Genomic DNA, 20,414 nt, shown 5'->3' on the forward strand with positions numbered 1-20,414 from the left:
ACGAGCTTTTACAAAGCAAGGTAGACATATATGAGCCTGGACGATCTTTTCACCGCTCGCGGCACGTCGGCCAATGTGACCAACATCCGCAATCTGAAAGCCATCCAGATTTCCATCGCCTCGCCGGAGGCCATTCGCGAATGGTCGTACGGCGAAGTGAAAAAACCGGAAACCATCAACTACCGCACCTTCAAGCCGGAACGGGACGGCCTGTTCTGCGCCAAGATCTTCGGCCCGGTCAAGGACTACGAATGCAACTGCGGCAAGTACAAGCGCATGAAGCACCGCGGCATTGTCTGCGAAAAGTGCGGCGTGGAAGTCATAGCCTCCAAAGTGCGGCGCGAGCGCATGGGGCACATTGAGCTGGCCGCGCCCGTGGCCCATATCTGGTTTCTGAAGACCCTGCCTTCCAAGATCGGCACGCTGCTGGATATGACCATGGCCGATCTGGAAAAGGTGCTCTACTTCGACTCCTATATTGTTCTGGACCCGGGCCAGACCAACTTGCAGAAGCGCCAGGTCATTTCCGAGGATCAGTATCTGCAGATTCTGGATCATTACGGCAGCGACGAGGTGCTCACTGTGGGCATGGGCGCCGAAGCCGTGCGCAGCCTGCTGGAAGAGCTGGATCTGGAAAAGCTGCGCGTGGAGCTGCGCGAGGAAAGCGAAAACACCAAGAGCCAGACCAAGAAGAAAAAGCTGACCAAGCGCCTGAAGATCGTGGAAGCTTTTCTGGAATCCCAGAACAAGCCCGAATGGATGATCATGGAAGTGATTCCGGTCATCCCGCCGGAGCTGCGTCCTCTGGTCCCCCTGGACGGCGGCCGTTTCGCCACCTCGGATCTCAACGACCTCTACCGCCGGGTGATCAATCGCAACAACCGCCTCAAGCGGCTCATGGAGCTGGGCGCGCCTGAAATCATCATCCGCAATGAAAAGCGCATGCTGCAGGAAGCCGTGGACGCGCTCTTTGATAACGGTCGCCGCGGCCGGGCCATTGCCGGAACCAACGGCCGCCCGCTGAAATCCCTCTCCGACATGATCAAGGGCAAGCAGGGCCGCTTCCGCCAGAATCTGCTGGGCAAACGCGTGGACTACTCGGGCCGTTCGGTGATCACCGTGGGCCCGTATCTGAAGCTGCATCAGTGCGGCCTGCCCAAAAAGATGGCTCTGGAGCTCTTCAAGCCCTTCATTTACTCGGAGCTGGAAAAACGCGGCCATGCCTCCACCATCAAGAGCGCCAAAAAGATGGTGGAGCGCGAGGAACTGGTGGTCTGGGACATTCTTTCGGAAGTGGTGCGCGAATACCCCATTCTGCTCAACCGCGCGCCGACCCTGCACCGTCTGGGCATCCAGGCCTTTGAGCCTCTGCTGGTGGAAGGCAAGGCCATCCGTCTGCATCCGCTGGTCTGCTCGGCCTACAACGCGGACTTTGACGGCGACCAGATGGCCGTGCACATTCCGCTTTCCGTGGAAGCCCAGATTGAATGCCGCGTGCTGATGATGAGCACCAACAACATCCTTTCCCCGGCCAACGGCGGCCCGGTCATCGTGCCTTCGCAGGACATTGTGCTGGGCCTCTACTACATGACCGTGGAGCGCAGCTTTGAAAAGGGCGAGGGCATGACCTTCTGCGCGCCCTGGGAAGTGGAGGCGGCCTATGACGCGGATCAGGTCTCCCTGCATGCCCGGATCAAGGTGCGCATGCACGAGGGCGGGGAAGCCGTCCAGACCACGCCCGGCCGCGTGCTGGTCAGCGACATTCTGCCCCCGGAACTTTCCTTTGAACTGGTCAACTGCGTCCTGACCAAGAAAAACATCGCCCGACTGGTGGGCGCGGCCTACCGCCAGTGCGGCATCAAGGCCACGGTCATTCTCTGCGACAAGCTCAAGGACATGGGCTACGAATTCGCCACCCGCGCGGGCGTGACCATCGGCGTCAAGGATCTCACCATCCCCGCCGCCAAAAAAAGCATCCTGGAAGCCTCGCAGGCCGAAGTGGACGACATTGAGCACCAGTACCGGGACGGCATCATCACCCGCACCGAGAAATACAACAAGGTGGTGGATGTCTGGACCAAGGCCACGCAGGACGTCTCCACGGAAATGACCAGGGAGATCTCCTACGACGTGCTCACGGACCCGAAGACCGGCAAGCAGGAGAAAAACCAGAGCTTCAACCCGATCTTCATGATGTCCAACTCCGGCGCGCGCGGCAATCAGGATCAGATGCGCCAGCTTGCGGGCATGCGCGGTCTGATGGCCAAACCATCGGGCGAAATCATTGAAACGCCGATCACCTCTTCCTTCCGGGAAGGGCTTTCGGTGTTGCAGTACTTCACCTCCACGCACGGCGCGCGCAAGGGCCTTGCGGATACGGCCCTGAAAACGGCCAACTCCGGCTACCTGACCCGCCGCCTGGTGGACGTGGTCCAGGACGTGATCGTTTCCGAGCACGACTGCGGCACGGTGGACGGCATTGAGCTGAGCCATCTCAAGGAAGGCGGGGATATCAAGACGCCGCTGGCCGAGCGGATCGTCGGGCGCGTGCTGCTCTACCCTGTGTATGACCCGGACGAGCCGGAAAAAATCCTGCTCCCCGAGAATACCATGATCACGGAAAATGAAGCCAGGCTGCTCAGCGACAAGGGCATTGCCTCAGTGACCGTGCGCTCGCCCCTGACCTGCCAATCGGAGCGCGGCATCTGCGCGCTCTGCTATGGCCGGGATCTGGCGCGCGGCCATCTGGTGAACACCGGCGAGACCGTAGGCATCATCGCTGCCCAGTCCATCGGCGAGCCGGGCACGCAGTTGACCATGCGCACCTTCCACATCGGCGGCACGGCCTCCAGCACCATTGAAAAGAACAAGTTCGAGGCCCAGAACGCGGGCCGGGTGATTCTGAACCGCGTGCGGGCCGTGACCAACCGCGACGGCGCGGAACTGGTGCTCGGCAAGAGCGGCCAGTTGACCATCGTGGATGCGCAGGGCCGCGAACGGGAGAAGTACATCCTGCCCAACGGCGCGCGCCTGCTGGTCCATGACGGCCAGGAAGTCGCCAAGGGCGTGGTGCTGGCCGAATGGGACCCCTTCAACGAGCCCTTTGTGGCGGAAGAAGAGGGCGTGATCCATTTCACCGACATCATTGACGGCAAGACCGTGCAGGAAAAGGTGGACGACGTCACCCGCCAGGCTTCGCTGACCATCATGGAGTACCGCACCACCAACTTCCGGCCCTCAATTTCCGTCTGCGACGAAAACGGCAATGTCAAGAAGCGCGTTCACGGCGCGGCCGCGGCTGTTTACAGCCTGCCCGTGGGTTCAATCATCATGGTCAAGGATGGCGAGAGCATCCAGGCAGGCGATATTATCGCCCGCAAGCCCCGCGAAACTTCCAAGACCAAGGATATCGTGGGCGGCCTGCCGCGCGTGGCCGAGCTTTTTGAAGTGCGCAAGCCCAAGGATATGGCTGTGGTTTCCGAAATCGCGGGCACTGTCACCTACGCGGGCGAGTCCAAGGGCAAGCGCAAGCTGGTGGTCACGCCGGAAATCGGCGAGGCCAAGGAATACCTCGTGCCCAAGGGCAAACACATCACCGCCGCGGACGGCGACTTTGTGGAGGCAGGCGATCCCCTCACCGAAGGCTATCCCGAACTGCATGACATCCTGCGCACCAGGGGCGAGAAATACCTGGCCCGCTATCTGGTGGATGAAATCCAGGAAGTGTACCGCTTCCAGGGCGTGGGCATTGACGACAAGCACATAGAAGTGATCGTGCGCCAGATGCTCAAGAAAGTGACGATTCTCGACTCCGGGGGCACCAGCTTTTTGGTGGGCGAACAGGTGGACAAAAGCGAGTTCAAGGCCGAAAATCAGAAGGCCATTGCCGACGGTCGCGCGCCGGCTACGGCCGAGCCGCTGGTGCTGGGCATCACCCAGGCTTCGCTGACAACCTCCTCCTTCATCTCCGCGGCTTCCTTCCAGGAAACCACCAAGGTGCTTACCGAAGCTTCGCTCAAGGGCAAGATGGATTATTTGCGCGGCCTCAAGGAAAACGTCATTGTCGGCCGCCTGATTCCGGCGGGCACAGGCTACCGCGAATACGTGCACGGCGACATCGAAGTGCCGGATCAGAAAGAGCGGCCCGACAAGTTCCTGGAGGACCTGGAGGAAAATCCCGTGCTGGTGGACCTCAACCAGTAGCGCGACGCTCTCACCCGCAAAAAGCCCCGGACGGTATGCCGTCCGGGGCTTTTTGCGGGTGATTCCTTCCGTTGGAGCGGTTTCTGAGAAGCTTGCAGGCAGAGCGTTTTGCTCATGAAAGCAGCAAAACGCTCTCTTCTGCCCCTCTCCTGCCTTGCATAAAAATTTTTTTCTGCTCCGGCCCCCAAAAAAATTTACGGAATCTTTTTCTCCGATAATCTACTTGATTTATTTAAATAAAATTATTTTTGTCACGATTGCCGCCCTTTCTTCCAATCACAGCGAGATCTTTGCATTTTTGTGAATTTTCGTTATCAAAGATGCTTCGCACACACCTTGACTTTCCTGCTTTTGTAACCAATTCCTGATAACACGGGTACAAAGCGGCGGGGTGCGTGCGCCATTGGGGAGAGGTTGAAAGGCAAGCAGGCGTATGCCGGGCTTGTTGCGGCGGCGACGGCTTGGGGCCGGCGCTCCGGCAAACCCATGATGCAGCGGCATCTTGACTTACGGGAGAAAACGCATGACCATTTTGTTTTACATCTTGGGCTACTTGGCGGTAGTCGGCTTCATTTGCCTGGCCTACACAAAAATCAAATCCTATCTGGCGGCCAGCCCTCTGCATGCGCGCTGGGAGCTGTACCCCGTGCCTCATGAAGGCAGCGAGAAAACCTCGTACGGCGGCAGCTTCATGGAAGAAAAAGACTGGTGGACAAAGCCCCGCCATGTCTCGCACTGGGGCGACCTCAAGGCCCTGCTCATCGAAGTGCTCGCGCTGCACGCCACCCTTGAGCACAATCCCAGGCTCTGGATCCGCACCTATCCTTTCCATGTGGGCATGTACCTGCTCATGGGCGGCACGATCATCGTACTTCTCTCGGCCATTGCCCAGCTCTGCGGCCTCGATCCTCACGGCGGCTTCATGATCTTTGTGGGCAACGTGATTAACGCCGTGAGCCTGGTCGGCACGCTCTGCTTCATCGGCGGCGGCACCGCGCTGGTCTTGCGCCGCATGAACGACGAGGGCCTGAGAAAATACACCACGCCCGAGCATTACTTCAACCTGCTGGTCTTTGTGCTCTTCGGCATTCTGGGCCTGGCGGCCTGGGCCGTGAACCCCTCGTATTTCGAGCTGGCGCGCACCTTTATCTACAACCTGATTACCTTCAACTTCGCGGCCCAGACCAGCACGCTCTTCTCGTTGCAATTGCTGGTGGGCTTTTTCCTGCTGATCTGGATTCCCATGACCCATATGGGGCATCTTTTCATGAAGTATTTCACCTATCATGACATTCGCTGGGGCGATGAACCCACCAACTACAGCGACAGGAACAAGCAGAAAATCGCCGATGCGCTCAAATATAACGTGACCTGGTCCGCCGACCACATCGCCGGCGACGGCAAGCCCAAGACCTGGGTGGATGTGGCCACCACCAATCCCGCAGCACCCAAGAACGAAGACTAGGGAGTCCCAACCATGAAAAACAATCTGCACTTGACCGATGTTTCCACTGCCGAGGGGCAGATGGTCAGCATTGATCTCAATGACCTTCCCAAGCTCTCCCTGGACGTGCGCCCCATGCCCTGGAAGCCCTTCACGGACGAGCAGAAGGAAAATACGGCCTGCATCCTGGACGACGTCTGCGTGCTGAACATTCCCAAGCCCAAGACGCCGCAGGAAGAGGAAGAGCTGGTCAACAAGTTCCTCGCCGGCATGCGCAAGCTCTTTTCCAAGGAAAACAACTGGACTTTCCTGCCCATGCTGGAGACCAGCATGGATTATTGCGCGCAGTGCAACTCCTGCTCCGCGGCCTGTCATCTCTATGAAATGTCGGGCGAGAACGAAATGTACCGGCCCAATTTCCGCTCGGAAATCTTCCGGCGCATCTACAAGCAGTATGTGAAAAAAGAGCCCCTTGCCAAATGGCGCTACGGCGACATGGGCCTGAACTGGAAAACAGTGGCCCGTCTGGGCGAACTGGCCTACCGTTGCAATCTCTGCCGCCGTTGCGCCCAGACCTGCCCCATCGGCGTGGACAACGGTCTGATCGCCCGTGAAATCCGCAAGCTGTTCAGCCAGGAATTGGGCATCTATCCTCGCGAACTGCACGAAAAGGGCACCATCAATCAGATGAAGGTCGGTTCCTCCACCGGCATGACCCCGGAAGTGGTCAAGGAAAATGTGGAGTTCATCGACGAGGACTATACGGAGATCACCGGCGTGGGCATCCATACGCCCTTTGACGTGCAGGGCGCGGATATCATGCTGCTGCACAATGCCGGCGAAATCATGGCCTGGCCCGAAAATATCGCCGCTTTCTCGCTGATCTTCCAGGAGGCCGGTCTCTCCTGGACACTCTCCAGCAAGGCCGTGGCCTATGACGGCGTGAACTACGGCGTGTTCTACGACGACGCCCAGACAGCGCGCATCGCCTTGCAGCACATGATGGCCGCCAAGGAGCTGGGCGTCAAAAAGATCGTCATCGGCGAGTGCGGGCATGCCCACAAGGCCCTGACTGTCATCGCGGATCGCGTGATCCCCTTTGAGTACCAGGTGCCGCGCGAGTCCTGCTATGTGACGCTGCGCGACATCGTGATGTCCGGCAGGCTCAAGCTGGATCCCTCGCGCAATGACTTTCCCGTGACCCTGCACGACCCGTGCAACGCTGTGCGCCTGATGGGCATTGTGAAGCCGCAGCGCGAGATCCTGCACAAGATCGCGCCCAAGTTCCGCGAAATGCCCTGCCACGGTGTGGACAACTACTGCTGCGGCGGCGGATCGGGTTTCGCGATCATGACCCGCAACAACATTGATGAATGGCGCGGCAACATTTCGGGCCGCAAAAAGATGTGGCAGATCGGCGAAGCCTTCAAGGACTGCCTTGGCCCTGAGACCAAGAAATACATCTGCGCCCCCTGCTCCAACTGCAAGGGCCAGATCCGCGAGCTGCTGGAGCACAACGACCTGTATTCCAAAAACAGCTTCGCTTACGGCGGCCTGGTGGAATTGATCGTCAACGCCATGGCCAACGTCAATCCCGGCTTTATCAAGTGGGAAGGCGACGAAGAGTAAGCGCGATACAAGCAATACCTGCAAAGGGGGGCAATATGCCCCCCTTTTTTTATGCCCTGCGCCTCTCCGTTTTTTTCTGTCAGCAATGTCCCGCGCCGGACGGCTGTAGAATATTTTACAGGTAAAATGCCCTACGCGTTATATAACTTTTTTTATATTGATTAAACTATCGACAAGAGCGCGCCTCCAGTCGTATACTGCGCAACAACGTCTGACAACAGAGTATCTGACGTTGTGAAGGGCAAGAACATTTTTTCATGTACGCAGTTTATGCAAGCACTTCCCTGAGTATGATAAAATGTCCGGATTCAAACTCTACAAACTTCGTTCAGTGCGCATAAATCCGGTCCGTATGAAGAATGAATCCGCCTTGTGCCCGTATCTATGGTTTCCGTTTCTTCACTGCATCTGCTTTTGCGCTGGTTTTTATGACGCCCTGACTCCGGGGAAAGTACCTCGAAAAACGCAGGAAGAGCTTTTGCAGTTTCTGAAGATCGGCCGCTGCACGGGGTACGACCGATACTTCCTCTCATTTGTTACGAAAATGGAGAACGTATGCGTCACATATATCTTTTTCTCGCTTTCGTGCTTCTGGCCCTGCCGGTGCAGGCGGCAGAGCCGCCCATGCAAGATCACGACATGCACGACAGCGAGCCCGCCTATTCCGGGCAGGCCTTTCTTTCCGGCATGATCGCGCACCACGAAGGGGCTGTGGCCATGTCCGAAGCACTGCTGCGCGCGCCCGAAAACCGGCAGGACCCGCAGGTTGCGGCTTGGGCCAGAGAAATCATCAAAGCCCAGAAAAGCGAAATAGAAGAAATGAAAGGCTGGCTCAAAGACGTGGGCGGCCTTGATCAAAATGCCTATGATCAGATGCATCGGGAAATGCAGGCCATGATGCATAGATACACTTCCCAAGATCCCAACGTGCAGTTTGTGCAACAGATGCTGCCGCATCACGGCATGGCCGTGATTATGACCGTGCCGGTGCTGGTTCACTTCCAGCATGAGGCTCTGCTCAAGCTCGCACAGGAGATCAGTGTGTCCCAGGCCAGAGAAATGCACGCCTTCAGGACGTGGCTCAACGCCCGCGGCGATCATACCAGAGCATTTTTTGATTGAACATATCCATTTTCAATCAAAAAATGCTCTAAAGCTGTTTATCATTGAGGTAAGATATGTCACATCTGGAAACAACCGCTGAAGTTCTGCGCAGCCGCGGCTTCAGCCGCCGTGATTTTCTGAAGTTCTGCGCGCTTACGGCCGTCTCCCTGGGTCTTGGGCCGGGCGCGGAAACAGCCATCGCTCAAGCCCTTTCCACCAGGCCGCGCCTGCCGGTGATCTGGCTGAGCGGCCTGACCTGCTCCTGCTGCACGGAATCCTTTCTGCGCACGGCTCATCCGCTGGCCACGGACATCATCCTTTCGATGATCGCCCTGGACTGCGCGGATCTGATCATGGCCGCGGCCGGAGAGCAGGCCGAGGACGCTTTCAACGAGGCCGTGAGCCGTTACAAGGGCCGGTATATTCTCGCCCTGGAAGGCAACGCGCCCCTGGGCGCGGGCGGTATGTACTGCATTGACGGCGGCAAGCCCTTTTTGGAAAAATTGGCCCACGGCGTGGAGCATGCCCGCGCCCTGGTGGCCTGGGGCAATTGCGCCTCGTGGGGCTGCGTGCAGGCGGCCCATCCCAATCCCACGGACGCCACGCCCCTGCACAAACTCTTTCCCAACAAGCCCCAGCTCAAGGCGCCCGGCTGCCCGCCCATTCCGGAGGTGATGAGCGCCATTGTCGCCTATATCGTGACATTCGATCGCCTGCCGGAGCTGGACGCCCAGGGCCGGCCTCTGGCCTTTTACGGCAAGCGCGTGCACGACCAGTGTTACCGCCGCGCCCACTTTGACGCCGGCGAGTATGTGGAATCCTGGGACGACGAAGGCGCGCGCCAGGGGCTGTGTCTCTACAAAATGGGCTGCAAGGGCCCCACCACCTACAACGCCTGCCCGGCCACGCGCTGGAATGACGGCGTCTCCTTTCCCATTGCGTCCGGGCACGGCTGTATCGGCTGCTCGGAACAGCATTTCTGGGATCAGGGCTCCTTTTATGATCGCATCACCACCATCCCGCATTTCGGCGCCAATGCCACGGCCGAAACCGTGGGCGTGGCCGCAGTGGCGGCCGTGGCCGCTGGCGTGGCCGCGCACGGCGTGGCCAGCATGATCCGCCACGCCCGTTGCCCTGAAGCAAAGGCGACGCCTCCGGGCAACGGCGAAGCTCACGCTCCCTGCGAGCATGGCATCCCGGTCGTCAAAAGGGATACGGCCACCCCCGGCGCCCAGGCCCCCCTTGCCGCGGGCTCCTCCACCCCCCGTAACGATTCCAACCGCTGAGGAATGCATCCATGCCCTACGAATACAGCACTCAAGGCTATACCGTCACTGACGCGGGCCGCCGCGTTGTGGTGGACCCGATTACGCGCATTGAGGGACATTTGCGCTGCGAAGTCAACCTCAACGAGGAGAATGTGATCACCAACGCCCTGTCCAGCGGCACGCTTTTTCGCGGCATTGAGATCATTCTCAAAGGCCGCGATCCGCGCGACGCCTGGGCATTTACCGAGCGCATCTGCGGCGTGTGCACCGGCACGCACGCCCTGGCCTCGGTCTATGCCGTGGAAGACGCCCTGGGCATCAAAGTGCCGGACAATGCCAACATCATCCGCAATCTGATGCAACTGTGCCTGATGTTTCACGATCATCTGGTGCATTTTTATCATCTGAGCGGCCTGGACTGGATAGACGTGATCTCGGCCGCCAGGGGCGATCCGGCCCAGGCTTCGGCCCTGGCCCGCAAAATCTCGCCCTGGCCCAATGCCTCCCCGGGCTATTTCAAGGAGGTGCAAAACCGCCTGCTGCGGGTCATTGAATCCGGCCAGCTCGGCATTTTCGCCAACGGCTACTGGGGGCATCCGGCCTACAAATTGCCGCCGGAAGCCAATCTCATGTTCCTGGCGCATTATCTGGAAGCCCTGGATTTTCAGAAGGACGTGGTGAAGATCCACACTGTTTTTGGCGGCAAAAACCCCCACCCCAACTGGCTGGTGGGCGGCGTGCCCTGTTCGCTGACCCTGGACGGACAGGGCGGGGCCGACGTGATCAATATGGAGCGTCTGGAGCTGGTCTCCCAGCTTATTGAGCGCTGCCGCGTTTTCTCGCGCCAGGTGGTCATTCCAGACGTCATGGCCCTGGCCGGTTTTTATCCCGAGTGGCTGGGCGTCGGCGGCGGCCTTTCCAAACTCTCGGTGCTGGCCTGCGGCGGCATCCCGGACATTGCCAACGACTTTTCGGACAAAAGCCTGCTGATGCCGCGCGGCGCAATCATCAACGGCAATTTTGACGAGGTTCTGCCCGTCAATCTGCGTGATCCCGACGAAATCCAGGAAAGTGTCACGCACGCCTGGTATGTGTATCCTGAGGGCAAAGTGGGTCTGCATCCCTTCGAGGGCGTCACGGAACCGCGGTATGCGCCGGGGCCCAACATCAAGGGCACGCCCACCAATATCCAGCAACTGGACGCCCGGGACCGCTATTCCTGGATTAAAACGCCGCTCTGGCACGGCAGTCAGATGGAAGTGGGCCCGCTGGCGCGCACTCTGGTGGGCTACGCCAGGGGCAATAACGAGATCAAAGGCGCTGTGGACGAATTCTGCGGCCGGCTCAACGTGCCGCTCGGCGCTCTCCAGTCCACCCTCGGGCGCATTGCGGCCCGCTGCCTGGAAACGACCTGGGCTGCCGACCGGCTGCGCTATTTTTACGACCGGCTGATCGCCAATCTCAGAAACGGCAACCGGGCCACGGCCTTTACCCGGAAATGGGAACCGGACACCTGGCCCGAAAAAGAAGTGCGCGGCGTGGGCTTCACCGAGGCCCCGCGCGGCGCGCTGGGCCACTGGGTGGTGATCAGGAACAGAAAGATCGAGCGTTACCAATGCGTGGTGCCCACCACCTGGAATGCCGCGCCGCGCGGCCCCAACGGCCAGTTAGGCGCGTATGAGGCCGCTCTGATGGGCACGCAGATGGCCATCCCCGAGCAACCTCTGGAAATTCTGCGCACCATTCACAGTTTTGACCCCTGCCTGGCCTGCGCCACGCATATCATCGGGCCCGACGGTTCGGACCTGCTGACCGTGCGCGTGGATCGCGGCTTTTGAACCTTGCCGCCGCGCCGGCGCGGCGTGGAGTTGAGGCGCGGACAGGCGGCGTGCCGCCTGTCCCGCGCTGTGGAGAAATATCATGACCGAATATTGCGACAACGTGCTTATGCCTGTGGGCACATCGGTGTATGTCTACCAGTTGCCCATCCGCCTTTGGCACTGGAGCATGGCAATCTGCGTCAGCGTGCTGATCGTCACAGGCTATATCATCGGCAAACCCTGGCTTTCCGTCACCGGCCAGCCCTGTGACACCTTTTACATGGGGTACACCCGCATGGCTCATTTCATCGCGGGCTTCATCCTGATCATCGCCACGGTACTGCGTTATCTGTACGCGCTGATCGGCAACAGATATTCGCGGGAGCTGATCATCCTGCCGGTCTGGAGAAAATCCTGGTGGGAGGGCCTGTGGAGCGAGATCCGCTGGTATCTCTTTCTGGACAGGGAGCCGCGCGCGTATGTGGGGCATAACCCCCTGGCGCAAGCCGGGATGGCCGTGGGCATGATCTTCATGCTGCTCGTCATGCTCAGCGGCCTGGGCATGTACGCTCAGGCTTCCGCGTCGCCATTCTTCAAACCCTTTCTCCTTGTGCTTGATTTCATGTACTGGATCGGAGGCAACGATCAGGAGCTGCGCAGCCTGCACAGGCTGGGCATGCTGCTTTTGATCACCTTTGTGATCGTGCATATCTACATGGTGATCCGGGAAGAGATCATGGGCAAGACCACCCTGGCCTCCACCATGTTCAGCGGGTACAGAGAGCGGCGCAAAGATTAAGGTCAACCTTACGGCCCGGCCGCTCTCAGGCTTTGCCGCGCGGCCCGGCCGCGTGACCCTCAAAGGAAGAGACATGGAACGCGTGATCGTCCTGGGACTCGGCAACATTCTTTACGGGGATGAGGGCTTTGGCGTGCGCCTGGCGCAACGGCTGTACGCGGGGTGGAACTTTCCTCCCGGCGTCCGCGTGGTGGACGGCGGCACTCAGGGGCAGACCCTGCTGACCTTCGTGGAGGAGGCCGACAGGCTGCTGGTGCTGGATGCCGTGGACTTCGGCCTTGCGCCCGGCGAGCTGATGCTGCGGGAGGGGGTGCCTGCCCATATCACCGCGCGCAAGCTGGGCCCGCACCAGAACAGCTTTTCGGAAGTCATGGGCTATGCCGCGCTGCGCGGCACGCAGCCGCAGTGCTGCGCCCTTTTGGGCGTGCAGCCCGCTGCCATGACCCTGGGCGCGCCTTTTTCGCCCCAGGTGGCCCGATGCTTTGAAGCGGCCGCGCATGCGGCTCTGGACCTTTTGCGGCGTTGGGGGGTGAAGGCCGACGCGCGCGCCAAAATCAGGCATCTTTCGGCTCCGGCCCTGAACGCTCTGGGGCAATGCCCGGAGCCATGAGAAAGGAGGCCACGCCCGGACCGGCATAGCGCCGGATCAGCCCTTTTTTCCTGACGCGGCGGGGAGCGGGCATCAGGAAAGCAGCAGCTTCAAATGTTTGTAGGCCTTGGCGGTGGCCATGCGGCCGCGCGGGGTGCGCTTCAAAAAACCGCATTGGATCAGATAGGGCTCATAAATATCCTCTATGGTCCGCACTTCCTCCGAGCAGGCCACGGCCAGGGTCTTGATGCCCACCGGGCCGCCGTCATAGTGCGTGATCAGCACTTCCAGAAGCTTGCGGTCCATCTGGTCCAGGCCGTTCTCGTCCACGTCCATGCGCTTGAGCGCGGCCGCGGCCTCCTCAAAGGTGACTCTTCCGTTGCCCCGGACCAGGGCAAAATCCCGCACCCGGCGCAGGAGCCGATTGGCAATGCGCGGCGTGCCGCGCGAACGGCGGCCGATCTCCTCCGCGCCCTCCGGCGTGACTTCCACCCCCAGAATGCGCGCCGTGCGCTGCACCACGCGGGCCAGATCGCCGGGGGTATAATATTCCAGGCGGGCCACAATGCCGAAGCGATCGCGCAGAGGAGAGGAAATCAGGCCCATGCGCGTGGTGGCCCCCACCAGGGTGAAGGGCTCCAGATCAATTTTGACCGTGCGCGCAGCCGGGCCCTGGCCGATGACCAGATCCAGCTTGAAATCCTCCATGGCCGGATAGAGCACTTCCTCCACCGCAATGGGCATGCGGTGGATTTCATCCACAAAAAGAATGTCGTTCCGGCCGAGATTGGTCAGGATGGCCGCCAGATCCCCGCTGCGCTCCAGCACCGGGCCCGAGGTGCAGATCAGGTTGACGCCCAGTTCCGCGGCCATGATTTGGGCCAGAGTCGTCTTGCCCAGGCCGGGGTTGCCGTAAAACAGCGTATGATCAAGAGCTTTGCCGCGCTCCCTGGCCGCGCCCAGGTAGACGCGCAGGTTGGCGCGCAGCTCGTCCTGGCCGATGAAATCATCCAGGCTGCGGGGGCGGACGCTTTCGTCCAGCGTAACGGCCGGATCGCGACCGTGCCCCTGCCCGGACGGCGCGACCGGCACATTGTCCTCAAATTCCGCCATTTAGGCTCTCCCCCTGGCCAGCGCCTTGAGCGCGGCCCTGAGCGCGCCGGTCACATCCAGATCCGGTTCCGCATGCAGTATCTTTTTCACTACGGGCGCGCATTCCTCCTCGGCATAGCCAAGATTGGCAAGACCGGCAAGCACATCCCGGTACACGGAACCCGGACGGCCCGCGGCGGCCAGCACAGCCGTCTGCGGCCCGTCGTCCACCTTGAGTTTGTATTTCAGTTCCAAAAAAATATGCTGGGCCGTTTTTTTGCCGATGCCCGAAACGCGGGTCAGGGAGAGCACATCCTCTTCCAGCACCAGGCGGCGCAAATCCTCGGGCCGGTAAATGGAGAGGATGGCCAGGGCCGTGCGCGCGCCCACCTTGGAAATGGACACCAGCACTTCAAAGGTCTGGCGCTCCTCAAAGGTCGCGAAGCCGAAAAGCTCCAGCGCGTCCTCGCGCACCGCAAGGCTGGTGAAGAGCGCCACCGGCTCGCCTTTGCCGGGCAGCGCGGCAAGCGTATGCGTGGGCACGGCCACTTCATAGCCCACGCCGCCCGCAGTCAGGATCAGGCAGGCATTGCCCCAGGTCTCGGCCAGACGGCCTTCAAGATAGGCGATCATAGCAACTCGTTGTGCAGGAGCGGGCGCGGCCCGCCATGTGGTTTTTTTCAAAAGAATACGCCGTTGCGGTCGCCGGGCTCCCCGCTCAGAGCAGCAAGAGCAGAGATCCGAGCGTGATCAGCAGGCCTCCGGCCACGGCCTTCAGGCCCAAAGGCTCATGCAGCAGGAGGGCCGCCAGAATCATGGCCAGGGGCACGCTCAGCTTGTCGATGGGCGCGACCCTGGAAACCTCGCCCAGTTGCAGGGCCTTGAAGTAGCACAACCAGGACAGACCCGTGGCCACGGCGGAAAGAAAAAGAAAGAGCAGCGTATGCCCGCTCAGCTCTTTGACGCGCCCGGCGACTCCGGTAAAAATCGCTATTCCCCAGGTCAGCGCCAGGATGAAGGTCACCCTCACGGCCGTGGCCAGGTTGGAGTCCACATCCTTGACGCCCATTTTGGAAAAAATGGCCGTCAGGGCGGCAAACAAGGCCGCCAGCAACGCATAGACCTTCCACATGACATCCTCACGCGGCCTGCTCAGCCGCCGATGCCCACCATCTGCTTCACGGCCACGGCCGCGCCGCGCCGCGCGCGCAGCAGCTCCGCGCCCACGGGCTTGGCGGCACAGGCCCTGCGGATGACGCGGACGATGGTTTCATCCGTGATCCGGGGTTGGCGCAGGAGTCCGCGCAGGCGGTATTCCTTATCCGCGAACAGGCAGGTGCGCAAAGCCCCGTCGCTGGTCAGGCGCAGGCGGTTGCAGGAGAGGCAGAAATGGTTGGTCAAAGGCGAAATGAAGCCCAGCCGCCCCAGGCCGCCCGCAATCCTGTACATGCGGGCCGGGCCGGATTCCGCGGCATCGGCTGTAGCGGGGATCAGGCGCGCGCGGCGCTCCGCCTCGGCCTGAATCTCCGCCGTGGACCAGAAATTTTCCACGCTCCAGGGGGTGGCGCTGCCCATAGGCATGAATTCGATGAAACGCAGATCCAGGGGCATGTTCCGGGCCGCATGCACAAAATCATCCATCTGCCCGTCGTTGACCCCGCGCATGGCCACCACGTTTATTTTAACCCGAATGCCCGCGGCCAGCAAGGCATCCAGCGCGGCCAGCACCTGGGGCAGCAGATCCCGACCGGTGACGCGGGCAAAGGTGGCGCGATCAAAGCTGTCCAGCGAAAGATTCACGGCGCTTACCCGCACATGGCGCAGCAGGGGAATGTGCGGCGCAAGCAGGGTGCCGTTGGTGGTGATGCGCACATCAAGATCCGGAAAGCGCTCATGCAGCATGACCAGAAAACCATCGCAGCCCTTGCGCGCAAAAGGCTCCCCACCGGTAAGCCGCACCTTGCGCACGCCCAGAGAGGCCGCAATGCCCACCATGCGCGTTATTTCCTCATAGCGCAAGATCTGGGAGTGGGGGATGCAACGCTGCGCCACATTGCTGCGGCAATAAAGGCAGCGCAAATTGCAGCGATCCGTCACGGAAAGACGCAGATAGCGCACCGTGCGGCCGTGGCCGTCAAGCAGGGCGCGCACCAAAAGCCCTGCCCCTGCCCGTGCGCCCCCTGTTGCCAAGAAGCCAAAATGGATTTACATCTGCCTGCATGAAACACCTGCTGCTTTGGGTGGCCGTCGCAGGCTGCCTTGTTCTGCCGCTGACGGTTCTGGCCTGGGACGGTTTTGACGCCGCCACCACCGACCTTGTGGAGATCACGCCCGACAAAATGCCCGCCCAGGGCGACACCGTGGACGTGCGCAACTATGACAACGACATCAGCGAAACATGCCTTGTGGAAAGCGTCACCCGCAACGCCCGCACAGTGGAAGTGGTTGTGCGCACGCCCAGGGGCGTCCGGCGGACGCTGGTCATGGAAGGCCGCTAGCTCTGCCCCTCTTCCCGCTCGTAGCCGGGCAGAATCACGCCCGCGCTCTCTGCCTGCCCCTGCCCCTTGGGGCAGTGGGCCTGCATGTGGCAGATCTCGCACCCTCCCCGGAAGGGATAGTGGGTTACCACGGCATAGCGGCGGCTGAGCGTGGGGGAATTTTTCCGGTAGGGCAGGCCCAGACCGGCCAGGGCTTCCCGCAGGGCTTCGGTGGGGCGCGGCGAAGGCGCGCAACCCGCATCCTCCACTTGCGGCAAGAGCTCCTGAACAGCGGACATGCACAAAAACTGGGCCAGATTGTTGACCAGATAGCCCTCGGACGGTGATTTGCCCCAGGCTTCATCCACGAATTCTTCCACGGATTCCGGCAGCCAGACGGCCAGATACGAAATTTTGCCCGCCTTCACCTCACAGACTTTCAACCGGTCCAGCCATTGCCCCCACAGTTCCACAAGGCGCTCCAGGGCGGCGCCGCCCAGGCGCGTTTCCCGGCTCATGATCATAAAGGCTTCCATGTCGAAATATGGCCGGATATGATGTTCCTCAATGCTTGTCTGGCTCACATGCTCTCCTTGAGGGGCAGTTGACCTGCATGTCCCGCCTGCGGCAAACACGCCCGGCATCTGCAAACCGCCCGACTGAAATTCACGCAACGGCAAAAGCGTCTTTTTGCTATTGTAACCAGGGGGCTGCCATCGTCAAGGCCCTTGACGCCGCGGCCAGGGCTGCCCGGCTTTACTTGGCGCTTTCTATTTTTTATTGTACTCTGCCTCTATGTATTTTGTCCATCTCCATAAGGAACGCACATGAGCAAAAGCAGCGCCCATCCGGCGAAAATCCGCTATAATTACCAGATGGCGCCGGAAGCCCGGCTGAATACGGCCCACGGCGTCTGGGGCGGGATCAATCCCCAGGGCGAAATTGAAATGAACTTTTATCACGAAAGCGACGCCTTGCCGCCCTATTCCGAACGGCTGGTCGCCCCGGACGGCTCCATCGGGCATGAAATCACGCCGGAAGACGATGAGCGGCGCGAAGTCACCCGCCATATTCATTCCCGGGTGCTGCTCAACTACCATACCGCGCGCGCCGTGCTGGAATGGCTGGAAGACCGGGTGGCGGCTTTGGAAGAAGAAGGCGAGCCCGGCCTCTACGAGGCCGATTCGGGCATTGAGCAATAAGCGCCATGCTTGAAAAAAGCTTCCACATCCTCACCTTCGGCTGCCAGATGAACGTGCATGACTCGCAATGGCTCGCGCGCGCGCTCACAGGGCGCGGCTTCCGGGAAGCGCCCCTGGAGCAGGCTCAGGTGGTGGTGATCAACACCTGCTCGGTGCGGGAAAAGCCGGAGCAAAAAGTCATCAGCGCCCTGGGCCGCGTTCGTCAGGTCACGGGCGGCAATCCCGGCGTGCTGGTGGCAGTGACCGGCTGCGTGGCGCAACAACTGGGCGGGAAGCTTTTTGAAGGCGCGGGCCAGGTGCGTCTTGTGGCCGGCAGCGACGGCATCTCCGGCGCGCCCGCAGCCATTGAGCGCCTTCTGGCCGAGCCGGGGCTGCGCCTTTCCCTCCTGGACTTCACGAGCAGCTATGTGGAGCGCGAGGCCGGCCCCCGGCAAGCCGCAGAGCCTGTGGCCTATATCAATATCATGCAGGGCTGCGACAATTTCTGCACCTACTGCATTGTGCCTTTTACCCGGGGCCGCCAGAAATCCCGGGCCACACCGGCCATACTGGAGGAATGCCTCGCCGTGCTGGATCGCGGCGCGCGGGAAATTACCCTTCTGGGGCAGAATGTCAACGCCTTCGGCCGTGACAAAAACGGCGACGGCGTGAGCTTTGCGGCATTGCTTTCGCGCGTGGCGGCCCTGCCCGGCCTCGCGCGCCTGCGCTACGTCACGCCGCACCCCAAGGATATGGGGCCGGATGATGTGGCGGCCTTTGCCGAGCTTGCCCCGCTCTGCCCGCGCCTGCATCTGCCGTTGCAGTCCGGTTCCGACACTGTGCTGGAACGCATGCGCCGCAAGTACAAAAGGCGCGATTTTCTGGATCTGGTGGCTTGCCTGCGCGCGGCCAGACCGGATCTGGCGCTTTCCACGGATTTGATCGTGGGCTTTCCCGGCGAGACCGAGAAGGACTTTGAGGCCACCCTGGAAATGATGGAGGCCTGCGGCTTCATGTCCAGCTTTTCCTTTTGCTACTCGGATCGGCCCGGAGCGCGGGCCGCGCTTTTCCCGGACAAAATTCCGCCCGAGGTCCAGCAGGAGCGCCTTCTGCGCCTCCAGGAACTCCAGGAAAAGCTGAGCCGCCGCTGGCTGGAGGCCCGCACGGGCCGGGAAACAAGCCTGCTCATCGAAGGGCCGAGCCGCAGGCAGGGACAGGGCGCGGAACCGAGCTGGCAAGGGCGCGACCCCTATGGCGTGCCCGTGCATGTGCCCTTGCCCGCAGGCGAGGATCATACCGGGCGCATGGTCCCTGTACGGATCATGGAAGCCAAAAAACACAGCCTTACGGCCCGACGGACCGGTGCGTTATGGTAGAGATGCGCGTGCTGGGCCTGACCATTGATCCCCAGACCAAAACGCCCATTGTAATCCTGGGTGAGAGCGGCGGCGATACGCTGCTGCCCATCTGGGTAGGGGCCATGGAAGCCATGACCGTTTCCCTGGTGCTGAACAATGAAAATCTTCCCCGCCCCCTGACGCACGATTTGCTGCTGATGAGCTTCAAGGCTCTCAAAACCGAATTGCCGCGCGTGGAGATTACCGAGCTCAAAGACGGCGTATATTACGCCCTGCTGATTTTGAACGGCCCTGAAGGCGTTATCCGCGTGGACTGCCGCCCTTCGGACGCCATTGCCCTGGCTTTGCGCGCCAAGGCCCGCATTCTGGTCAATGAGGAAGTGCTGCGCCGCTCGGCCGAGGCTCAGGACAGGGTCAGCCGCCGCATGTCGGACAAGTCTCTGCCGATCCCTGCCGCGGATGCGGCCACGGATATGATGCGCAAGGCCGGCGCGCAAAAAGAAATTGATCGGCTGAGCGGCGTCCTGACCCGTGAAGGTGTTTTGCCGCAGGGCAACGCGCGCGAGGAGGAAGAGCGCCTTCGTGAGCTGCTGCGCTCCCTGGACCCCATTTCCCGCCGCAAGATGTAAGGCCGCGCCCTTGCGGCCTCCAGAGCAGATTACCTTTGACTTTTTATGAAAGTCAAAGGCGGCACTTCCTCCCGGTATGCTTTCCCTTCTCCCCCCTCAAAAAATTTCCTGCCGCCTCACAAACGTTGCCGCGTCGGCTGCCGTGGAAAGCCATGCCGATCACAAGAAAAGACTCCAGGAGTTTTCTAGAATTTTTTTCATTTTTAACCTATTATAATCACTAATTATTTTTTTCAGATTTTACTACAGTTGTTTATATATGCCCTAAAGGTTTGCCCGGGCATTCCGATAGGCTGGACATAACACGGATGGAAAAAACCATGCTCGACTATAGACGCTTTAAAGAAATTAACGATCTCTTTGCCTCGGGCCAGCCGGAAAGAGCGCGTCGTCTGCTCATGGAGCTGCAATCCCGTTGCATTGCGTTGCGCGACGAAATGAGCATGCTTAAAGTCCGCCTTCAGACCTTTGAAGACATCTTCTATCTTTCCCGAAATCTTTATGCGGAGAACGGCTTTTACTGGCTCAGGACCGCCGGGGCCAAACAGGGCCCGTTCTGCACCCACTGCTATGAGAGCGAAGGCGCCTTGATCCGTCTGGAAAAAAACGGCGGCCAATTGCGCTGCCCGTATTGCGATTCAAGCTATGCCGGAAGCGCGCGCGATTCCGGCGGCCACGCGGATTCCGGGCTGCCTCTGCGCCAGGCGCGAATCCTGCCCTTTGCCAAATAGAGCATTTTGCTTTTGAAATTATTCAATTTCAAAAGCGGCGCTGCCATCATTTCGCGTCCAGGCTTCAGCCGTTGCGACGAAGGAAGCTAC

General features: G+C 60.5%; 18 protein-coding genes. 13 read left to right on the forward strand and 5 right to left on the reverse strand.

Annotated features, from left to right (window positions below):
• Positions 1-30 precede the first annotated feature (30 nt).
• The 8 genes from rpoC (at position 31) to G7Y52_RS07360 (ending at position 12,877) form a co-directional block, all read left to right on the forward strand.
• Entirely contained in the window at positions 31-4,203 is a 4,173-nt protein-coding gene (gene rpoC / locus G7Y52_RS07325; RefSeq protein ID WP_165069094.1) for a DNA-directed RNA polymerase subunit beta', read from the forward strand.
• A gap of 523 nt (positions 4,204-4,726) precedes the next feature.
• On the forward strand, positions 4,727-5,668 hold the full coding sequence (locus G7Y52_RS07330; protein ID WP_165069102.1) for a respiratory nitrate reductase subunit gamma: 942 nt from the start codon (positions 4,727-4,729) through the stop codon (positions 5,666-5,668).
• A 12-nt stretch (positions 5,669-5,680) separates the two neighbouring features.
• On the forward strand, positions 5,681-7,276 hold the full coding sequence (locus G7Y52_RS07335) for a (Fe-S)-binding protein (protein WP_165069108.1): 1,596 nt from the start codon (positions 5,681-5,683) through the stop codon (positions 7,274-7,276).
• Positions 7,277-7,831: 555 nt separating this feature from the next.
• A complete protein-coding gene (locus G7Y52_RS07340; RefSeq protein WP_165069116.1) occupies positions 7,832-8,398 on the forward strand; it encodes a DUF305 domain-containing protein in 567 nt (188 codons plus the stop codon).
• Between the two features lie 56 nt (positions 8,399-8,454).
• The gene (locus tag G7Y52_RS07345; protein WP_165069122.1) at positions 8,455-9,666 is read left to right on the forward strand and encodes a hydrogenase small subunit; all 1,212 of its coding nucleotides are present in this window, start codon (positions 8,455-8,457) and stop codon (positions 9,664-9,666) included.
• An 11-nt stretch (positions 9,667-9,677) separates the two neighbouring features.
• Positions 9,678-11,486, forward strand: coding sequence for a nickel-dependent hydrogenase large subunit (locus G7Y52_RS07350; protein ID WP_165069127.1), 1,809 nt, complete (start codon positions 9,678-9,680; stop codon positions 11,484-11,486).
• A gap of 82 nt (positions 11,487-11,568) precedes the next feature.
• The gene (gene cybH / locus G7Y52_RS07355; RefSeq protein WP_165069132.1) at positions 11,569-12,267 is read left to right on the forward strand and encodes a Ni/Fe-hydrogenase, b-type cytochrome subunit; all 699 of its coding nucleotides are present in this window, start codon (positions 11,569-11,571) and stop codon (positions 12,265-12,267) included.
• Positions 12,268-12,340: 73 nt separating this feature from the next.
• Positions 12,341-12,877, forward strand: a complete 537-nt coding sequence (locus G7Y52_RS07360; RefSeq protein WP_165069138.1) for a HyaD/HybD family hydrogenase maturation endopeptidase — start codon at positions 12,341-12,343, stop codon at positions 12,875-12,877.
• Between the two features lie 72 nt (positions 12,878-12,949).
• On the opposite strand, the gene ruvB is transcribed toward G7Y52_RS07360, so the two are convergent.
• The 4 genes from ruvB to moaA all read right to left on the reverse strand — a co-directional run bounded on the left by ruvB (position 12,950) and on the right by moaA (position 16,099).
• On the reverse strand, positions 12,950-13,969 hold the full coding sequence (gene ruvB / locus G7Y52_RS07365; protein ID WP_241159642.1) for a Holliday junction branch migration DNA helicase RuvB: 1,020 nt from the start codon (positions 13,967-13,969) through the stop codon (positions 12,950-12,952).
• Positions 13,970-14,581, reverse strand: a complete 612-nt coding sequence (gene ruvA, locus G7Y52_RS07370) for a Holliday junction branch migration protein RuvA (protein WP_165069143.1) — start codon at positions 14,579-14,581, stop codon at positions 13,970-13,972. It abuts the gene before it with no gap.
• 85 nt (positions 14,582-14,666) lie between these two features.
• The gene (locus G7Y52_RS07375; RefSeq protein ID WP_165069147.1) at positions 14,667-15,080 is read right to left on the reverse strand and encodes an EamA family transporter; all 414 of its coding nucleotides are present in this window, start codon (positions 15,078-15,080) and stop codon (positions 14,667-14,669) included.
• A 20-nt stretch (positions 15,081-15,100) separates the two neighbouring features.
• On the reverse strand, positions 15,101-16,099 hold the full coding sequence (gene moaA / locus G7Y52_RS07380; RefSeq protein ID WP_165069206.1) for a GTP 3',8-cyclase MoaA: 999 nt from the start codon (positions 16,097-16,099) through the stop codon (positions 15,101-15,103).
• Positions 16,100-16,167: 68 nt separating this feature from the next.
• Between moaA and G7Y52_RS07385 the strand changes: the two genes are divergently transcribed.
• Complete coding sequence (locus tag G7Y52_RS07385; RefSeq protein ID WP_165069152.1) at positions 16,168-16,446, forward strand: DUF5334 family protein; 279 nt, start codon at positions 16,168-16,170, stop codon at positions 16,444-16,446.
• Here the strand turns inward: G7Y52_RS07385 and G7Y52_RS07390 are convergent.
• Positions 16,443-17,009, reverse strand: a complete 567-nt coding sequence (locus G7Y52_RS07390; RefSeq protein WP_165069156.1) for a hypothetical protein — start codon at positions 17,007-17,009, stop codon at positions 16,443-16,445. The genes G7Y52_RS07385 and G7Y52_RS07390 overlap by 4 nt on opposite strands.
• A gap of 243 nt (positions 17,010-17,252) precedes the next feature.
• Between G7Y52_RS07390 and G7Y52_RS07395 the strand changes: the two genes are divergently transcribed.
• From G7Y52_RS07395 to G7Y52_RS07410, 4 genes are all read left to right on the forward strand, one after another.
• Positions 17,253-17,627 carry a hypothetical protein gene (locus tag G7Y52_RS07395; RefSeq protein WP_165069160.1) on the forward strand — a complete coding sequence of 125 codons (375 nt, stop codon included), beginning with the start codon at positions 17,253-17,255 and terminating at the stop codon, positions 17,625-17,627.
• Positions 17,628-17,632: 5 nt separating this feature from the next.
• Positions 17,633-18,982 (forward strand): tRNA (N6-isopentenyl adenosine(37)-C2)-methylthiotransferase MiaB, encoded by a 1,350-nt coding sequence (miaB, locus tag G7Y52_RS07400; RefSeq protein ID WP_165069164.1) that lies wholly within the window; start codon positions 17,633-17,635, stop codon positions 18,980-18,982.
• The gene (locus G7Y52_RS07405) at positions 18,976-19,593 is read left to right on the forward strand and encodes a bifunctional nuclease family protein (protein ID WP_165069167.1); all 618 of its coding nucleotides are present in this window, start codon (positions 18,976-18,978) and stop codon (positions 19,591-19,593) included. The genes miaB and G7Y52_RS07405 overlap by 7 nt, the downstream gene beginning before the upstream one ends.
• Positions 19,594-19,913: 320 nt before the next feature.
• Positions 19,914-20,324 (forward strand): hypothetical protein, encoded by a 411-nt coding sequence (locus G7Y52_RS07410; protein ID WP_165069170.1) that lies wholly within the window; start codon positions 19,914-19,916, stop codon positions 20,322-20,324.
• Positions 20,325-20,414: the final 90 nt, after the last annotated feature.

Origin of the sequence: Desulfovibrio sp. ZJ200, assembly GCF_011039095.1 — a bacterium.
Taxonomy (GTDB): Bacteria; Desulfobacterota; Desulfovibrionia; order Desulfovibrionales; family Desulfovibrionaceae; genus Desulfovibrio.

Coding starts and splice junctions, on each gene's coding strand:
- rpoC (WP_165069094.1), top strand. CDS start 31: ATGAGCCTGGACGATCTTTTCACCGCTCGCGGCACGTCGGCCAATGTG.
- G7Y52_RS07330 (WP_165069102.1), top strand. CDS start 4,727: ATGACCATTTTGTTTTACATCTTGGGCTACTTGGCGGTAGTCGGCTTC.
- G7Y52_RS07335 (WP_165069108.1), top strand. CDS start 5,681: ATGAAAAACAATCTGCACTTGACCGATGTTTCCACTGCCGAGGGGCAG.
- G7Y52_RS07340 (WP_165069116.1), top strand. CDS start 7,832: ATGCGTCACATATATCTTTTTCTCGCTTTCGTGCTTCTGGCCCTGCCG.
- G7Y52_RS07345 (WP_165069122.1), top strand. CDS start 8,455: ATGTCACATCTGGAAACAACCGCTGAAGTTCTGCGCAGCCGCGGCTTC.
- G7Y52_RS07350 (WP_165069127.1), top strand. CDS start 9,678: ATGCCCTACGAATACAGCACTCAAGGCTATACCGTCACTGACGCGGGC.
- cybH (WP_165069132.1), top strand. CDS start 11,569: ATGACCGAATATTGCGACAACGTGCTTATGCCTGTGGGCACATCGGTG.
- G7Y52_RS07360 (WP_165069138.1), top strand. CDS start 12,341: ATGGAACGCGTGATCGTCCTGGGACTCGGCAACATTCTTTACGGGGAT.
- ruvB (WP_241159642.1), bottom strand. CDS start 13,969: ATGGCGGAATTTGAGGACAATGTGCCGGTCGCGCCGTCCGGGCAGGGG.
- ruvA (WP_165069143.1), bottom strand. CDS start 14,581: ATGATCGCCTATCTTGAAGGCCGTCTGGCCGAGACCTGGGGCAATGCC.
- G7Y52_RS07375 (WP_165069147.1), bottom strand. CDS start 15,080: ATGTGGAAGGTCTATGCGTTGCTGGCGGCCTTGTTTGCCGCCCTGACG.
- G7Y52_RS07385 (WP_165069152.1), top strand. CDS start 16,168: ATGAAACACCTGCTGCTTTGGGTGGCCGTCGCAGGCTGCCTTGTTCTG.
- G7Y52_RS07395 (WP_165069160.1), top strand. CDS start 17,253: ATGAGCAAAAGCAGCGCCCATCCGGCGAAAATCCGCTATAATTACCAG.
- miaB (WP_165069164.1), top strand. CDS start 17,633: ATGCTTGAAAAAAGCTTCCACATCCTCACCTTCGGCTGCCAGATGAAC.
- G7Y52_RS07405 (WP_165069167.1), top strand. CDS start 18,976: ATGGTAGAGATGCGCGTGCTGGGCCTGACCATTGATCCCCAGACCAAA.
- G7Y52_RS07410 (WP_165069170.1), top strand. CDS start 19,914: ATGCTCGACTATAGACGCTTTAAAGAAATTAACGATCTCTTTGCCTCG.